The 13,717-nt window shown below is 72.5% G+C and carries 11 protein-coding genes; 6 read left to right on the forward strand and 5 right to left on the reverse strand.

Annotation, left to right across the window (positions count from 1 at the left end):
• Positions 1 to 71 precede the first annotated feature (71 nt).
• Positions 72 to 1,190, forward strand: coding sequence for an AI-2E family transporter (locus ACTMTU_RS20345; RefSeq protein WP_441264915.1), 1,119 nt, complete (start codon positions 72 to 74; stop codon positions 1,188 to 1,190).
• 7 nt (positions 1,191 to 1,197) lie between these two features.
• On the opposite strand, the gene ACTMTU_RS20350 is transcribed toward ACTMTU_RS20345, so the two are convergent.
• Together ACTMTU_RS20350 and ACTMTU_RS20355 are read right to left on the reverse strand one after the other, a co-directional pair.
• Positions 1,198 to 2,088, reverse strand: a complete 891-nt coding sequence (locus ACTMTU_RS20350; RefSeq protein ID WP_441264916.1) for a DMT family transporter — start codon at positions 2,086 to 2,088, stop codon at positions 1,198 to 1,200.
• Positions 2,089 to 2,179: 91 nt separating this feature from the next.
• The gene (locus ACTMTU_RS20355; RefSeq protein ID WP_441264917.1) at positions 2,180 to 3,022 is read right to left on the reverse strand and encodes a polysaccharide deacetylase family protein; all 843 of its coding nucleotides are present in this window, start codon (positions 3,020 to 3,022) and stop codon (positions 2,180 to 2,182) included.
• A 173-nt stretch (positions 3,023 to 3,195) separates the two neighbouring features.
• Between ACTMTU_RS20355 and ACTMTU_RS20360 the strand changes: the two genes are divergently transcribed.
• Positions 3,196 to 3,726 carry a hypothetical protein gene (locus tag ACTMTU_RS20360; protein WP_441264918.1) on the forward strand — a complete coding sequence of 177 codons (531 nt, stop codon included), beginning with the start codon at positions 3,196 to 3,198 and terminating at the stop codon, positions 3,724 to 3,726.
• Between the two features lie 151 nt (positions 3,727 to 3,877).
• Complete coding sequence (locus tag ACTMTU_RS20365; protein WP_441264919.1) at positions 3,878 to 5,230, forward strand: S1 family peptidase; 1,353 nt, start codon at positions 3,878 to 3,880, stop codon at positions 5,228 to 5,230.
• A 102-nt stretch (positions 5,231 to 5,332) separates the two neighbouring features.
• Here the strand turns inward: ACTMTU_RS20365 and ACTMTU_RS20370 are convergent, their stop codons facing one another.
• The 3 genes from ACTMTU_RS20370 to ACTMTU_RS20380 are packed head-to-tail and all read right to left on the reverse strand — an operon-like array spanning position 5,333 to position 8,999.
• On the reverse strand, positions 5,333 to 7,654 hold the full coding sequence (locus ACTMTU_RS20370; protein WP_441264920.1) for an FtsX-like permease family protein: 2,322 nt from the start codon (positions 7,652 to 7,654) through the stop codon (positions 5,333 to 5,335).
• 2 nt (positions 7,655 to 7,656) lie between these two features.
• On the reverse strand, positions 7,657 to 8,496 hold the full coding sequence (locus tag ACTMTU_RS20375) for an ABC transporter ATP-binding protein (protein WP_441264921.1): 840 nt from the start codon (positions 8,494 to 8,496) through the stop codon (positions 7,657 to 7,659).
• The gene (locus ACTMTU_RS20380; RefSeq protein WP_005310452.1) at positions 8,493 to 8,999 is read right to left on the reverse strand and encodes a PadR family transcriptional regulator; all 507 of its coding nucleotides are present in this window, start codon (positions 8,997 to 8,999) and stop codon (positions 8,493 to 8,495) included. Before ACTMTU_RS20380 ends, ACTMTU_RS20375 begins: the two co-directional genes overlap by 4 nt.
• 168 nt (positions 9,000 to 9,167) lie before the next feature.
• On the opposite strand from ACTMTU_RS20380, the gene ACTMTU_RS20385 reads away from it, so the two are divergent.
• From ACTMTU_RS20385 to ACTMTU_RS20395, 3 genes are all read left to right on the forward strand, one after another.
• On the forward strand, positions 9,168 to 10,439 hold the full coding sequence (locus ACTMTU_RS20385) for an ABC transporter substrate-binding protein (protein WP_441264922.1): 1,272 nt from the start codon (positions 9,168 to 9,170) through the stop codon (positions 10,437 to 10,439).
• Positions 10,440 to 10,663: 224 nt separating this feature from the next.
• Positions 10,664 to 12,346: a glycoside hydrolase family 13 protein gene (locus tag ACTMTU_RS20390; RefSeq protein ID WP_441264923.1), complete on the forward strand. Its 1,683-nt coding sequence runs from the start codon at positions 10,664 to 10,666 to the stop codon at positions 12,344 to 12,346.
• A 28-nt stretch (positions 12,347 to 12,374) separates the two neighbouring features.
• Positions 12,375 to 13,709: an ABC transporter substrate-binding protein gene (locus ACTMTU_RS20395; RefSeq protein WP_441264924.1), complete on the forward strand. Its 1,335-nt coding sequence runs from the start codon at positions 12,375 to 12,377 to the stop codon at positions 13,707 to 13,709.
• Positions 13,710 to 13,717: the final 8 nt, after the last annotated feature.

The raw sequence follows: 13,717 nt of genomic DNA on the forward strand, positions 1-13,717 counted from the left end.
GGGGCTCGGAGGTGCCTTCGGGGGAACAAGGTGTCGCGAGCGTGGCACCGTGCCCTTCCGGTGGTACGCCGATGTGCATGCCACCAAGGCCGTCGGACCCGCAGCAGCGCCCACCGGATGAGCCCACAGCCCCGCCGCGGGTGCCCGAGGCCCTGCGGACGGCCGCAGCGTACGCCTGGCGGATCATCGTCGTGGCCGCCGCCGTCTACAGCGTCTTCGCCGTGCTCGGCCGGTTCCACGAGATCGCCGTGGCCGTCTTCCTGGGCCTCGTCGTCACCGCCGTGCTCCGGCCGGTGGCCGACCTGGTGGCACGCGTCCTGCCGCGCCCGCTCGCCGTCGCCGTCTCCCTGCTCGTCACCATCGCACTCGTCCTGGGGCTGCTCGCCCTGGTCGGCGAGGCGGTCGCGCGGGAGCGGACGACTCTGGTGCGGGAGTTCCGCACCGGCATCGAGAGGATCGAGAACTGGCTGGAGAGGCCGCCGTTCCGCGTCGATCCCGAGGCGCTCACTGACATCCAGTCCCGTATCGGCCAGTGGCTCTCCAGCCACCGGTCCACCGTCATCAGTGAGGCGGTGAGCGGTGGCCGCACACTGGTCGAAGTGCTGACGGTGATCGCCCTCGCGCTGTTCTGCTCGGTCTTCTTCATCCACTCCGGAGACCGCCAGTGGGGATGGTTCTGCGGCCAGTTGCCGTCGACCGCCCGCCGGCGCGCCACGGTGGCGGGGCGGGCCGCCTGGCGGACCTTCACCGGCTACACGCACGGCATCCTCCTGGTGGCCGCCACCAACGCGATCCTGGTCGGCATCGCCCTGTTCGCCCTCGGTGTCCCGCTCGCGCTGCCCCTCGCTCTGCTGGAGTTCTTCGCCGCGTTCATCCCGCTCGTCGGCTCCCCGGTCGCTCTCGCGGTGGCCGCGGTGGTGGCTCTCGCGGCCAAGGGCCCGCTGACGGCGGCCGTGGTCGTCGCGCTCATCGTCGTGATCGGGCAGATCGAGGGACACCTGCTGCATCCCATCGTGATGAGCTGGGCCGTCCGGCTGCATCCGGTGGTCGTCGCGCTTTCGGTCGTCGGCGGCGCCGTCGCGGCGGGGGTGGTGGGCGCGGTCGCCGCCGTGCCGCTGGTGGCCGTCCTGTGGTCGGTCCGGCAGGCGCTGAGGCCGGTGGAAGACGGCGCTACCGGGCAAGGCGGCTGACCGGCCGTCAGGGCACCGCCCGGTCCGGTTCGCCGGACGCGACCAGGGAACGGGCGAGCGGCATCCGGGCCAGGGCGAGGACGCCCGCCACGACCAGTGCCACGCCGAGGGCCTGCGGGATCAGCCACCAGCCGGTGCGGACGTCCTCCTCGTACAGGAGCATGCCGAGGCTGAGGCTCACCGCCGCGTCGCCGAGGGTGAGCGCGGGCTGCGACGCGACCAGCGGACCGGCCTGCATCGCGTTCTCCAGCAGGAAGAGCGCGCACCCGCCGGTCGCCGCGAACGCGTACGTCTGCCAGGCCGTGAGGAAGGCGCCGATGCCGTGGTCGTCCAGCGTGTGCACCGCCGACTTCATCAGGGCCGCGGTGAGCGCGTAGCTGATCGCGGTGGCGGAGCCGAAGCATGCCGCGCGGGCACGGCCCTCGGTGCGGCGCAGCGCGGCGGCGGTGAGCGCGATGACGGCCCCGCCGCACACGGCGAGGGCGACGATCCAGCGGTCCAGGGGTACGGAGGTGCGGTCGCCGGAGGGCGACGCGGCGGCGAGGGCGACGCCCAGTCCCGTCACCACGGCCGCCACCGCCACCCAGCCGGAGCGCGGAAGGCTGCCGTGCAGAATCAGGGTCGCGAGGATCAGGGCGAGCGGCAGCTCGAGCACGAACAGCGGCTGAACGATCGTCAGCGGCCCGGTCCCGAGCGCCACCGCCTGACACAGGCCCGCGACGACGACGGCGAGCATGCCGAGCAGCCAGACGGGCCGGCGCAGCAGATCGAGCATGAGGCCGGCGCGCAGGCCCTCGGAGCGGGGCACGTCGAGGGCGGCCTTGCGCTGGAGCACGGTGGCGAACGCGTTGCTCAACGCCGCGCCGAGCGCGAACAGTACAGGGAGCAGGGTGTGCACGTGATCGGCCTCCGTAGGGTGCCGGGGTCGCGGTGGGGGTTTCCGTGGCCGTCGCCGTCGGTCGGCCCGCGGCGGGGCGGCCGGGGGACGGCTAGCGCATCAGCTCGGAGACCTTGACGAACCGGTAGCCGCGGCGGCGCAGTTCCGGGACGATCCTGCGGACGGCCTCCTCGGTGACGGGGGCGGCGCTCCGGGTGCAGTGCATGACCACGAGCGAGCCGGGTCGCACCCCGCCGAGCACCTGCTCGGCGACGGCGTCCGCGTCGGTGGCGAAGGCGTCACCGCTGACGACGTCCCACTGCACCGCGGTGACCCCGGCCGGCGCGAGGGCCCGTAGCGCCGCGTCGTCGTAACAGCCTCCGGGGAAACGGAAGTACGGCACGACGTTGCGGGCGCCGGCCTTCTCGAACGCGGCGAAGGCCCGCCGCACATCGGTGAGCATGTCCTCCGCGACGATCTCGGGGAGGCCGTAGCACGGGGAGCTGAAGGCGTGGTGGCTGTAGGAGTGGTTCGCGATCTCGAACAAGGGGTCGGAGCCGATGGCCTTCGCCTGGGCGGGATACTCCTCGGCCCAGCGGCCCGTCATGAAGACCGTCGAGGGCACCTTCAAGGTGCGCAGGGCCTCGATCAGGGAAGGGTTGTCGAACCGTTCGCCGCGCTTGGCGCGCGGCCCCTGACCGGCGGTCATGTCGGCGTCGAAGGTGAGCGCTACGGTCCTGTCCGCGGCGCTCTCGGCCGCCTTGGCGCGCATGAACACCGGGGTGTGGCCGCCGGGCCCGGGGGCCATCGTCGGAGCGGTGGTACGGGTGGCGGAGGGAGCAGGGCGCGGCGGCGGCGACGTCGGTGCGGAGACCGGGGTGCCGGAAGCGCCGCAGCCGACGAGTACAGTGCCCGCGACCGTCAAACCCGTAAATTTACGTACAAATCTGATCATTCACGAAAAGTAAGTGATCGGTGCCTCGGCATACGGTCACCAGGGCTCGGCGTCCCGGTGCGTCGTCCGGAGGCCGCCCGTTCGGTCCGGTCGGCCGGGCAGGGTTCCGCGACCTGGATTGCACTGTGCAATCATGCGAGCGACTGTTGGCCCGCGTGCTCTGGAGGAACGGCATGGCAGAGCAGCCCCTGACGGCCGGTGTGCTCGCCACGACGGAGGACGCGCTCGCCGTGCCGGACGACCGTGGCGGTGCCGTGTGGCGGCTCACGCCGGCGGCCCGGCAGCTGGACGCCAATCTTGTACGGCTCCCGCCCGGCACCCGGCGCCCCGGTCATGTCGAACCGGACCTCGACGTGCTGCTCTGCGTGGTCCACGGCGGCGGCGAACTCGTGACCCAGGGCGTGCGGCAGGAGCTCGGACCGGGATGTGTGGCCTGGCTGCCTCACGGCATGGAACGCTCCGTCGCGGCCGGGCCGGACGGGCTCGTCTACGTCACGGCGCACCGGCGCCGGCCGGGCCTGTCCATCGGCAACGTGACCGCGCACCGTGAGACGGCCGGCGGTACCGGTACGGTCGCGGCCCGCGAGACACCCGGCGGAGAGCCTGCCTGCATGCTCGGCCGCATCTGCCCCGAGTGCGACCGTCCCGCGGACGACCCCGGCGCACGCTACTGCAGCCGGTGCGGCACCCGGCTGCCTTCATGAGCCGTACCTCCGGCGTCTCCTGACGACAAGTCAGGCAGTGATTTCGCGATCGCGATGAGTACAACTCACGCCTCATCCGTATCAACGGTCGGACGCGTCCCCCGGTCTGTCGTCGACAACCGGATTCCGTATCCCCGCAGGAGGCGGCGAGTTGAGTCACAGGCGAATACCCAAGCGAAAGGCCGTGCTTGCAGGAGCCGGGGCGGTGGGCATCGCCGCGGCCGCCGTGCTGCTGCCGCACGCCAACGCATCGCAGTCCGGCTCCGGTTCCGGGCCGGAGGCCGACCCGAGAACCCTGAGCGCCGCGGCCGCCCAGGACCTCGTGTCGGAACTGGGCCCCCAGCTCGGTGACGCGTATGCAGGTGCGTACTACGACGCGCAGAAGCAGCAGGTCGTCGTCAACGTCGTCGGTGACAGCAACAGCGTCATCGTCCAGGTCAACGAGGCCGGCGCCGTCGCGCGGCCCGTCGAGAACAGCATGGGGCAGCTGAAAGCGGCGGCGGACACCCTGGCCCGTAAGGCCGCGGTCCCTGGCACGGCCTGGGCCGTCGATCCCAGGACCAACCAGCTCCTGGTCACGGCCGACCGCACGGTCGCTGGCGACGGCTGGAACCGTCTGGAGTCGACCGTGAAGTCCCTCGGTTCCGGGATGGCCCGGATCCAGAGGTCCGCGGGCGAGTTCAAGCCCTTCCTCGAAGGGGGCGACGCCATCTTCGGAGGCGGCTCGCGCTGTTCCCTCGGCTTCAACGTGACCACGGGCGACGGGCAGCCCGGCTTCCTCACCGCCGGCCACTGCGGCGTCGCAGACGACCAGTGGTCCGAGGAACCGAACGGCGCACCCATCGGTACGGTGCAGGCGGCGACGTTCCCCGGCGAGGGCGACTTCGCGCTCGTCACGTACGACGACCCCGCGACCGACGCTCCCGGCACGGTCGACCTCGGCAACGGTCAGACCCTCGACATCGTGGGCGCCGACGACGCGGCGGTCGGCCAGGAAGTGTTCCGCATGGGCAGCACCACGGGCCTGAACAGCGGGCAGGTCACCGGTCTGAACGCCACCGTGAACTACCCGGAGGGCACGGTCACCGGCCTCATCCAGACGAACGTGTGCGCGGAGCCGGGTGACAGCGGCGGCGCCCTGTTCACCCGCGACGGTGCCGCGATCGGCCTGACCTCGGGCGGCAGCGGTGACTGCACGTCGGGCGGCGAGACGTTCTTCCAGCCGGTGACGACGGCGCTCGCGGCGGTCGGTGCGGAGATCACCACGGGCGACGGCGGCGGCGCGGCCGAGCAGGGCCAGAACGGCCAGGACGGTCAGGACCAGGGCGGCCAAGGCCAGGACCAGCAGCAGGACGGCCAGAACGGTCAGGATCAGGACGGTCAGGACCAGGACGGTCAGGACCAGCAGGGCCAGGACCAGGGCGGTCAGGACCAGGACGAGCAGCAGGACGGTCAGGGCCAGCAGGGCCAGGACCAACAGCAGGAAGGCTTCGACGGCAACTGACCCGTAGTCACTGCCCCGCCGGTGGTTCTCCCTCCCCCCGCCGGCGGGCCCTTCCCCCAACCGGCCGGGGGCGGGCGGATCTCCGCCCGTCCCCGGCCGCGGTCACAGCGTCTCGCTCAGCGAGTCCGCGAGCCGCCGACGGGCGGTCCGCGTCGCCGGCAGGGAGGCCGCCGCCACCGCCCCGGCCACCGCGCCGGCCACGACCGACACCAGCACCGGCCACGGGGGCAGATGGGCGATCCCCGCCCCCATCCCGCTCGAGCTTCCCTGGGCGTCCACCAGCCACATGCCGAAGAGCGCGCCGAGCGCCGTACCGACCACCGCCGACGCCAGAGCGGTCAGCCCGGCGGCGGTCACGATGACGGAGCCGATCTGCCGGGGCGTCAGCCCGATCGCCTTCAGCGCGAGCAGGTCCCGGGCACGGTCGCGGACCCCGGTACCGATCAATGTCAGCAGCTCGGTGAGACCGATCAGGGCCAGTACCGCGATCAGGGCCGCGATCACACCGCGCGCCGGTTCCAGCCGGTCCGCCGGGTTCGGCGTCTCACGGATCTCCAGCGTGCCGCCCGCCGCCCCGTCGAGCGCGGAGCTCACCGCCCGCGGGTCCGATCCGTCGGTGAGCACCAGCGCGTGGAAGTCCGGCCGCAGTCCCGGGTCGCGTTCCTGGAGGGCGTCGACCGTCGTGGAGATGATCCGTCCGCCCGACTCGGGCTCGATGCTGCGTCCCACGATGTGCAGGATCTGCGGCCGGCCCTCGACCGTCATCCGCACCCAGTCGCCGACGCGAACCCCCAGCAGGTCGAGGAGCCCCTGCCCGGCCACCGCCTCGTCCGGCCCGCGGGCCGCCCGCCCTTCGGCCACGGCCGACGGATAGGGGTCCTCCGCCGTGCCGAGCCCGCGCAGGGTGATGGTCCCGGTCTGCCCGGGCACGAGGGCCGCCATCTCGGCGCCCGGATGGACGGCGGCGACCTCCGGAACGCCGGCGAGGATCCGCCGCAGCTCCTCCTCCGACGGCCCGCCGGGTTGCTCCGCCCGTACGGTCAGGGCCGCGGGCAGCCCCATCTGCGCGGGCCGGCCGCGGAACTGGTCGAGCGTCGACCAGGCCACCAGCGCGACGGTGATCAGTACGAGCGGCAGCGCGAGCCGCCCCACGGCGACGGCCGTACGGCCCCGGCGCGGGAAGGCCGAGCGCCAGCCCAGCACCAGCGCCGGCGGCATCCGCAGACCGAGTGCCCTGCGGCCCAGTGCGGTCATCGGCGCCGCGGACGGTTGCGCCGCCCGGGCCACCGGGACCGGCGGCACCCGCCCGGCGCGCCAGGCCGCGAGCCCGGTCGCCGCCGCGATCAGCAGGACCGCCCCGCACGGCACACCGATCATGAGCGCCGTGTATCCGGGCAGGTCCTGCCACAGGGCGGCCGCGTCACCGATCCGGCCCGGTATCCGCGCGCCCAGGAACGCGATGGCCGCCGTGCCCAGGGCCACCCCGAGGAGGGCGAACGCCAGGTGCTGCACGAGGAAGCCGCGTACGACCTGACCCGGTGTGAAACCCACCGCCTTGAGGACGGCGATGTCCCGCAGCTGACCGCGCACCCGGGCGCCGATCGCCCCGGACGCGGCGAGGGCGGCCGCCAGCAGGGCCCCGAGTCCGAACACGGCGAACAGCTGGCCGAGGAGCCGGTCGTCGCCGCCGGCCTCCGCCCTGGCCTGCTGCCACTTGGTGACCTGAGCGACCCGGTCGGCGCCCAGCACGGTCACCGCCCGCTGGACCATGAAGTCGGTGTCGCCGGAGTCCGCGAGTCTCAGACCCACGCTCTGGCCGGTGTCGCCGGGGGCGATCCCGTCGAGGGTCTCCGGGAGGACCCAGCCGATCCCGGGCCCGCCCCCCGCCCGGTAGGGCGGTTCCGCGGCCTCGGCGACGCCGGTCACGCGCAGGGTGCGCACGGCCCCGTCCTGCCCGGTGACCCGTACGGTGTCGCCGGGCTCCGCCCACAGCGAGCGGGCGACCGAGCTCTCCAGGACGACGGCACGGGCCGCGCCGTCGTCCTCGGGTGCGAGCCAGCTGCCCGCGGTGACCAGCGGCCGCCCGGTCCCCGGCGGCCGGACGCCGGTCGCCCGCAGCGCGACCGCCGCCCGCGCGCCGCGTGACTCGACGGTGGTGGCGGCGGTCCGGTAGGGGCCCGAGAGGGCTTCGACCCCGTCGAGCCGGGACAGGGCGGCCGGGTCGGCGCCCGGCCGGGTCTGCAGCCAGATGTGGGCGCCCTGGGACTGGTTGAAGATCCGCTGCCAGGGGTTGGCGGCATAGCTGAACAGTGCGCCGGCCAGCAGCAGGGAGGCGATGATCCCGGCGCTGGCCAGGACGACGAAGAGGGCCTCGCCGCGGTGTGCGCGGAAGTCGGCGTGAGCCCAGCGAAGTGTGGCCCGCATGCTCATTCCTTCAGTTCGAGCACGCCGGACACTCCGCCGGCCGGGCCGCGGTGGCCGCCGCCGAGCTGTGCGTCGTCGGCGATCCGTCCGTCGAAGAAGCTGATGACGCGGTCGGCGGCGCTGGCCATCCGGGCGTCGTGGGTGACCATCAGGATCGTCTGTCCCCGCTGGTGGAAACGGGACAGCAGCCGCAGCACCTCGCGTGTGCCCTTGCTGTCGAGACTGCCGGCCGGTTCGTCGGCGAGGAGCAGGGCGGGGTGGTTGACCAGGGCGCGGGCCAGCGCGACGCGCTGCTGTTCGCCGCCGGAGAGCTCGCCGGGCATGGACTTCTCCCGGCCTTCGAGGCCGAGCTCGGCGAGCAGTTCGGCCCGGGACTCGCGGGCGGCCCTGGGCGAGGCGCCGGCGAGCAGCGCGGGAAGTTCGACGTTGTCGGCGACGGTCAGGTTGGAGACCAGGTTGAAGAATTGGAAGACGACGCCGATGCTGCGCCGCCGCAGCACCGCCCAGCGGGCCTCGCGGTACTCGTCGACACGGCGGCCGTCGAGCCAGAGTTTTCCGCTGTCGGGCCGCTGGAGGCCGCCGATCAGATGCAGCAGTGTCGACTTCCCGGCGCCGGAGGGCCCGGTGACGGCGACGAACTCGCCCGGCCGGACGGTCAGGTCCACACCCCGTACCGCGTGGACCGGCGCGCCTTCGCCGTGGTGCGTCTTGGTCAGGCCCTCCGCGCGCACGATCGGCGCGCTGCCGCGCCCGTCGTCCGCCGTCCCGGCGGCCGCGTCCGGCCCTAGTACGGGCGCCGTGCCGTGCCCGCGGCGGTCGCCGGAAGCCGCGTCGTGGCTCATTCCAGCTCCTCCTGACAGCGCTCCAGCCAGTCCAGGTCGGCCTGCAGGTGCAGCATCGCGCCCTCGATCAGCAGTTGGGAGATCCGGTTGTCCCGGTCCTCGGCGGCGGCCAGCTTCGACAGGTCCCGCATGGTGTTGAGATACTGCCGCCGCTGCTTGTTGATCAGGGCGACCGGGTCCGCGAGCCCCGACTCGGGCGCCAGGGCGAGCTTCATGAAGAACTCGTCCCGCACGCGCGGCTCGTCGGTGGTCTCCTCGAACCAGGCCTGCACCGCCTCACGCCCGGCGTCGGTCAGCCGGTACGTGCGCTTGTTGGGCCGGCCCGACTGCTCGACGTCCTCGCCGTCGATCAGCCCGCTCTTCTCCAGGCGGCCGAGGGTGACGTAGATCTGGCCGACGTTCGGCTGAGGGTACGCGGCGCCCAGGAGCTTCTCAAGGTCCTGCTTCAGCTCGTAACCATGTGCCGGGCCACGGGTGAGCAGTGCCAGGAGCGGCAGCCGCACGCTCCCCCCTCTCTCCCGCTGACGTAGTTTCCTGTTGGCCGGGCGGCGGGCGTGTGGCCCATGGCACCTGTCCGGTCCGCCTGGACGTCTAGTATCGCCCATGCCTAACGGGTATATATAGGGCCCGATGGTCGGCGACGCAGCCGGATCGTGCACCGGGAGGAACCTATGCGGTGGATGCGTGCCGCGGGTAGAGCTCTCCTGGTCGTGGCGGTGCTGCTGGCGGGGTATGCCGGTTTCGGCGCCCGCGCCGGTGGCGTGGACCCTCAGGGCCGCGGACCGATGACGCTGGCGACGGCGGGCGATCTCACCGACTACCTCTCGCCTCTCCTCGACGACTGGAACCGCGCCCACCCGGACGAGCGGGTCACCCTCGTCGAACTGCCCGACTCGGCGGACGAGACCCGGGCGCAGATGACCAGCGAGCTGCGTTCCGGCAGCGACCGCTTCGACGTACTGAACATCGACGTGGCATGGACCTCCGAGTTCGCGGCGGCGGGGTGGATCTCCCCGCTGGAGCGCGACCGGTTCCCGCTCGACAGTTTCCTGCGGCCGGTCGTCGACACGGCCACCTTCGACGGGCGGCTGTTCGCGGTCCCGTACGTCACCAACGCCGGGCTGCTCTACTACCGCAAGGACATCCTCGAACGGGAGGGTGTCGAGCCCCCGCGCACCTGGGCCGAGCTGGCCCGGCAGGCCCGTACGATCGCCCCGAAGTACGGCCTGGACGGGTACGCCGGCCAGTTCCTGCCCTACGAGGGGCTCACCGTCAACGTCGCGGAGGCCGTGCACTCCGCGGGCGGGTCGATCCTGCGGGACGACGGGGAGCGGGTCACCGTGGACTCCGCCGCGGCGAGGGCCGGGCTGACGTTCCTCGCCGACGGGGTGCGTCAGGGGTGGATCCCCCGGGAGGCTCTCGGCTACAAGGAGGAGGAGTCGCGGCAGGCGTTCCAGGACGGCCGGCTGCTCTTCCTGCGGAACTGGCCCTATGTGTACGCGGACGCCGGCGCCGAGGGCTCGAAGGTGGCGGGGAAGTTCGGCGCGGTGCCGCTGCCCGGGCCCGACGGGCCCGGCACCAGTGTGCTGGGCGGCTCCAACCTCGCCGTCAGCGCCCACTCGCGGCACCCGGCGTCGGCCGCGGACCTGATCGCCTACCTCACCAGTGAGCGGGTGCAGCGGCAGGTTCTCACCGAGGGCTCGCTGCCGCCGGTGCGCGCCGCGCTGTACGAGGACCCGGAGCTGATCAAGGCCCATCCCTATCTGCCGACGCTGCGCCAGAGCGTGCTGTCGGCGGTGCCGCGCCCCAAGAGTCCGCGCTACGACCAGGTCAGCCTGGCGGTGCAGGCGGTGGCGCAGGACGTCATGGCGCTGCGGCAGACGCCTGCCGAGGCCGTCGCGCGGCTCGCGCGCGAGCTGGGGACGATCTCCCGCAGGGGCTGACCCACTCACGCCCCACCTCCCGTCCGTTCCGGAGAGCCTCTACTTACATGTTAAGTAGAGGCTCTCTTTTTGACACCTGGGCATTGCCGTACAAACCACCCCACCTTTCGACGGTTTCCGGAAGCATCGTTGACACCTTCCAGTCACCGCTACTTAACATGCATGCATAACAGCGCACCCGGTCCGGGGCGCTCTCGCATTCAGCAGAAACAGGTCGACGCGAGATGCTCAGCACGCTTCCGGCCGGCATCGGCCGGCCCTCCCGCCCTGCCTCCACACCTGAACCGTGGTGGCGCGACGCGGTGATCTACCAGGTCTACGTCCGCAGCTTCCTCGACAGCACCGGGGACGGCATCGGCGACCTGGCCGGCGTCCGGGCCGGGCTTCCCTACCTCAGGAAGCTGGGCGTCGACGGCATCTGGCTCAGCCCCTTCTACCCCTCGCCGCAGCACGACCACGGCTACGACGTCGCGGACTACCAGGACGTCGATCCCGTCTACGGCGACCTCGCCGAGTTCGACCGACTGGTGGCCGACGCCCGCCGCCTCGGACTGAAACTGCTGCTCGACATCGTCCCCAACCACTGCTCCAGCGAGCACCCGTGGTTCCGCGAGGCGCTCGCCGCCGGCCCCGGCGGCGCCGCCCGCTCCCGCTTCCACTTCGCGCCCGGCCGAGGCCCCGACGGGACAGAGCCGCCCAACAACTGGCGCGCCATGTTCGGCGGCCCCGCCTGGAGCCGCGTCACCGAACCCGACGGTACGCCGGGGGAGTGGTACCTCCACCTCTTCACCCCCGAGCAGCCCGACCTCAACTGGCGCGACCCGGCCGTCGGCGACGATTTCGAACAGGTGCTGCGCTTCTGGCTGGACCGCGGCGTCGACGGCTTCCGCATCGATGTCGCCGCCGGACTGTTCAAGCACCCCGCGCTCCCCGACTCCGACGACCCGTTCGCCGACGAGCGCTCCCGCGACTCGGTCAACCCGCTGGCCTGGAACCAGCCGGAGGTCCACGACGTGTGGCGCCGCTGGCGGTCGGTGTGCGAGGAGTACGCCGCCCGTGACGGCCACGACCGGCTGCTCGTAGGCGAGGTCTCCGTACCCACCGCCCGGGAACACGCCGAGTACGTCCGCCCCGACGAGCTGCACCAGGCCTTCTTCTTCGACCTGCTCTCCGCCCCCTGGGACGCCGACGCCTTCCGCTCGACGATCGACGAGGCGATACGCGACATCGCCGGCACCGGCTCGACCGTCACCTGGGTCCTCAACAACCACGACCAGGTCCGCACCGTCACCCGCTACGCCGGCGAGCCCGGCGTCGAGGCCAGCGGACTCGGCGCCGCCCGCGCCCGCGCCGCCGCCCTGCTGATGCTCGCGCTGCCCGGCGCCGCCTACGTCTACCAGGGTGAGGAGCTCGGCCTGCCCGAGGTGCTCGACCTGCCCGACGAGGTGCTCACCGACCCGATCTTCCACCGCACCGGCAGCCGCAAGCGCATCCGCGACGGCTGCCGTGTCCCGCTGCCCTGGTCCGGCCACGCTTCCCCGTTCGGCTTCAGCCAGGGCGTGGCCGGGGCCCGGCCGTGGCTCCCGCAGCCCGAGTGGTTCGCGGAACACGCCACCGACCGGGCCCTGGCCGACACCCGATCCTTCTGGCACCTGTACCGCGACGGCCTGCAACTGCGCCGCAGCCTCCCGCAGTTGGGCGAAGGCACGCTCCGCTGGCTGGACGCGCCCCCGCAGGTCCTCGCGATGGCCCGCGGCGACGGCCTGATCTGCGCGGTCAACTTCGGCACCGAGCCGGTCCCCGCGCCCGTGACCGGAACACCCCTGCTCTCCAGCGGTCCCTGCCCGGACGGTGTGCTCCCCGGAGCGACCGCCGCCTGGTGGACCGGCGACCACCCCGCTTCCTGATCCCCGTTCTCCCTCGGAAGGACTCACCATGCGACGCATCGGCAGCACCACCACCCGGCGCACGACGGCCGCCGCCTCCGCGGTGCTCGGCCTCGCCCTCGGCGCCACCGCCTGCGGCGGCACCACCGGAACCGCGAGCGGCGGCGAGCTCAGCGGCCAGACCGTCACCGTGGCCGGCGTCTGGACCGGCAGCGAACAGAAGAACTTCAAGAAGGTGCTGGACGCCTTCAGCGAGAAGACCGGCGCCAAGACCGTCTTCGTGCCCTCCGGCGACAACGTCTCCACCTTCGTCGGCAGCAAGATCGAGGGCGGCAACGCACCGGACGTCGTGATGGTGCCGCAGGTCGGCGTCCTTCAGCAGTTCGCGAAGGAGGGCTGGCTCGAGCCGCTGTCCGACAAGACCGCGAAGACGGCCACCGCGGGCCTCGCCCCGGTGTGGAAGAACTACGGCACGGTCGACAAGACGTACTACGGCCTCTACTTCAAGGCCGCCCACAAGTCCACCGTCTGGTACAGCCCCGAGGCGTTCACCCAGGCCGGCGTCAGCGCCCCCAAGACCTACGAGGACCTCCTCAAGACAGGCCGCACACTCGCCGACTCCGGCAAGCCCGCCTTCTCCGTCGCCGGTGAGGACGGCTGGACGCTGACCGACTGGTTCGAGAACATCTACCTCTCCCAGGCCGGACCCGAGAAGTACGACCGGCTCGCACGGCACGAGCTCAAGTGGACCGACGAGAGCGTCGTCAAGGCGCTGACCACGCTCGGCGAACTGTTCAAGGACGACCAGCTCGTCGCGGGCGGTGCGAAGGCGGCGCTGCAGACCGACTTCCCGTCCTCCGTCGAGCAGGTCTTCGGCCCCGAACCCAAGGCGGGCATGGTCTACGAGGGAGACTTCGTCGGCGGCATAGCCAAGGACGAGTTCGGCCGCAAGCTCGGTGAGGACGCCGCCTTCTTCCCGTTCCCCGCCGTCGGCGGGGGCGAGGCCCCGGTCGTCAGCGGCGGCGACGCCGCCGTCGTCCTCAAGGACGGCAAGAACAGCAAGGCCGGCATGAAGCTCCTGGAGTTCCTCGCCACCCCGGAGGCGGCCGAGATCTGGGCCGGGGCCGGTGGATTCCTGTCGCCCAACAAGGACGTCAGCCTCGACGCCTACGGCGACGAGACCACCCGCTCCACCGCCGAATCCCTCGTCGGGGCGGGCGACTCGGTCCGCTTCGACATGTCCGACCAGGCGCCCGCCGCGTTCGGCGGTACGAAGGGCGCCGGCGAGTGGAAGCTCCTCCAGGACTTCCTGCGCGACCCGTCGAACCCGAAGGCCACCGCGGCGAAGCTCGAGGCCGCGGCCGCCAAGGCGTACGGGAACTGAGGCAGCCG

Source organism: Streptomyces sp. OZ13, from assembly GCF_052068155.1.
Classification (GTDB): Bacteria; Actinomycetota; Actinomycetes; order Streptomycetales; family Streptomycetaceae; genus Streptomyces.

Excerpts from the sequence above, each read along its gene's own strand:
- ACTMTU_RS20345 (WP_441264915.1), top strand. The coding sequence starts at position 72 with ATGTGCATGCCACCAAGGCCGTCGGACCCGCAGCAGCGCCCACCGGAT.
- ACTMTU_RS20355 (WP_441264917.1), bottom strand. The coding sequence starts at position 3,022 with ATGATCAGATTTGTACGTAAATTTACGGGTTTGACGGTCGCGGGCACT.
- ACTMTU_RS20360 (WP_441264918.1), top strand. The coding sequence starts at position 3,196 with ATGGCAGAGCAGCCCCTGACGGCCGGTGTGCTCGCCACGACGGAGGAC.
- ACTMTU_RS20370 (WP_441264920.1), bottom strand. The coding sequence starts at position 7,654 with ATGCGGGCCACACTTCGCTGGGCTCACGCCGACTTCCGCGCACACCGC.
- ACTMTU_RS20375 (WP_441264921.1), bottom strand. The coding sequence starts at position 8,496 with ATGAGCCACGACGCGGCTTCCGGCGACCGCCGCGGGCACGGCACGGCG.
- ACTMTU_RS20385 (WP_441264922.1), top strand. The coding sequence starts at position 9,168 with ATGCGGTGGATGCGTGCCGCGGGTAGAGCTCTCCTGGTCGTGGCGGTG.
- ACTMTU_RS20390 (WP_441264923.1), top strand. The coding sequence starts at position 10,664 with ATGCTCAGCACGCTTCCGGCCGGCATCGGCCGGCCCTCCCGCCCTGCC.
- ACTMTU_RS20395 (WP_441264924.1), top strand. The coding sequence starts at position 12,375 with ATGCGACGCATCGGCAGCACCACCACCCGGCGCACGACGGCCGCCGCC.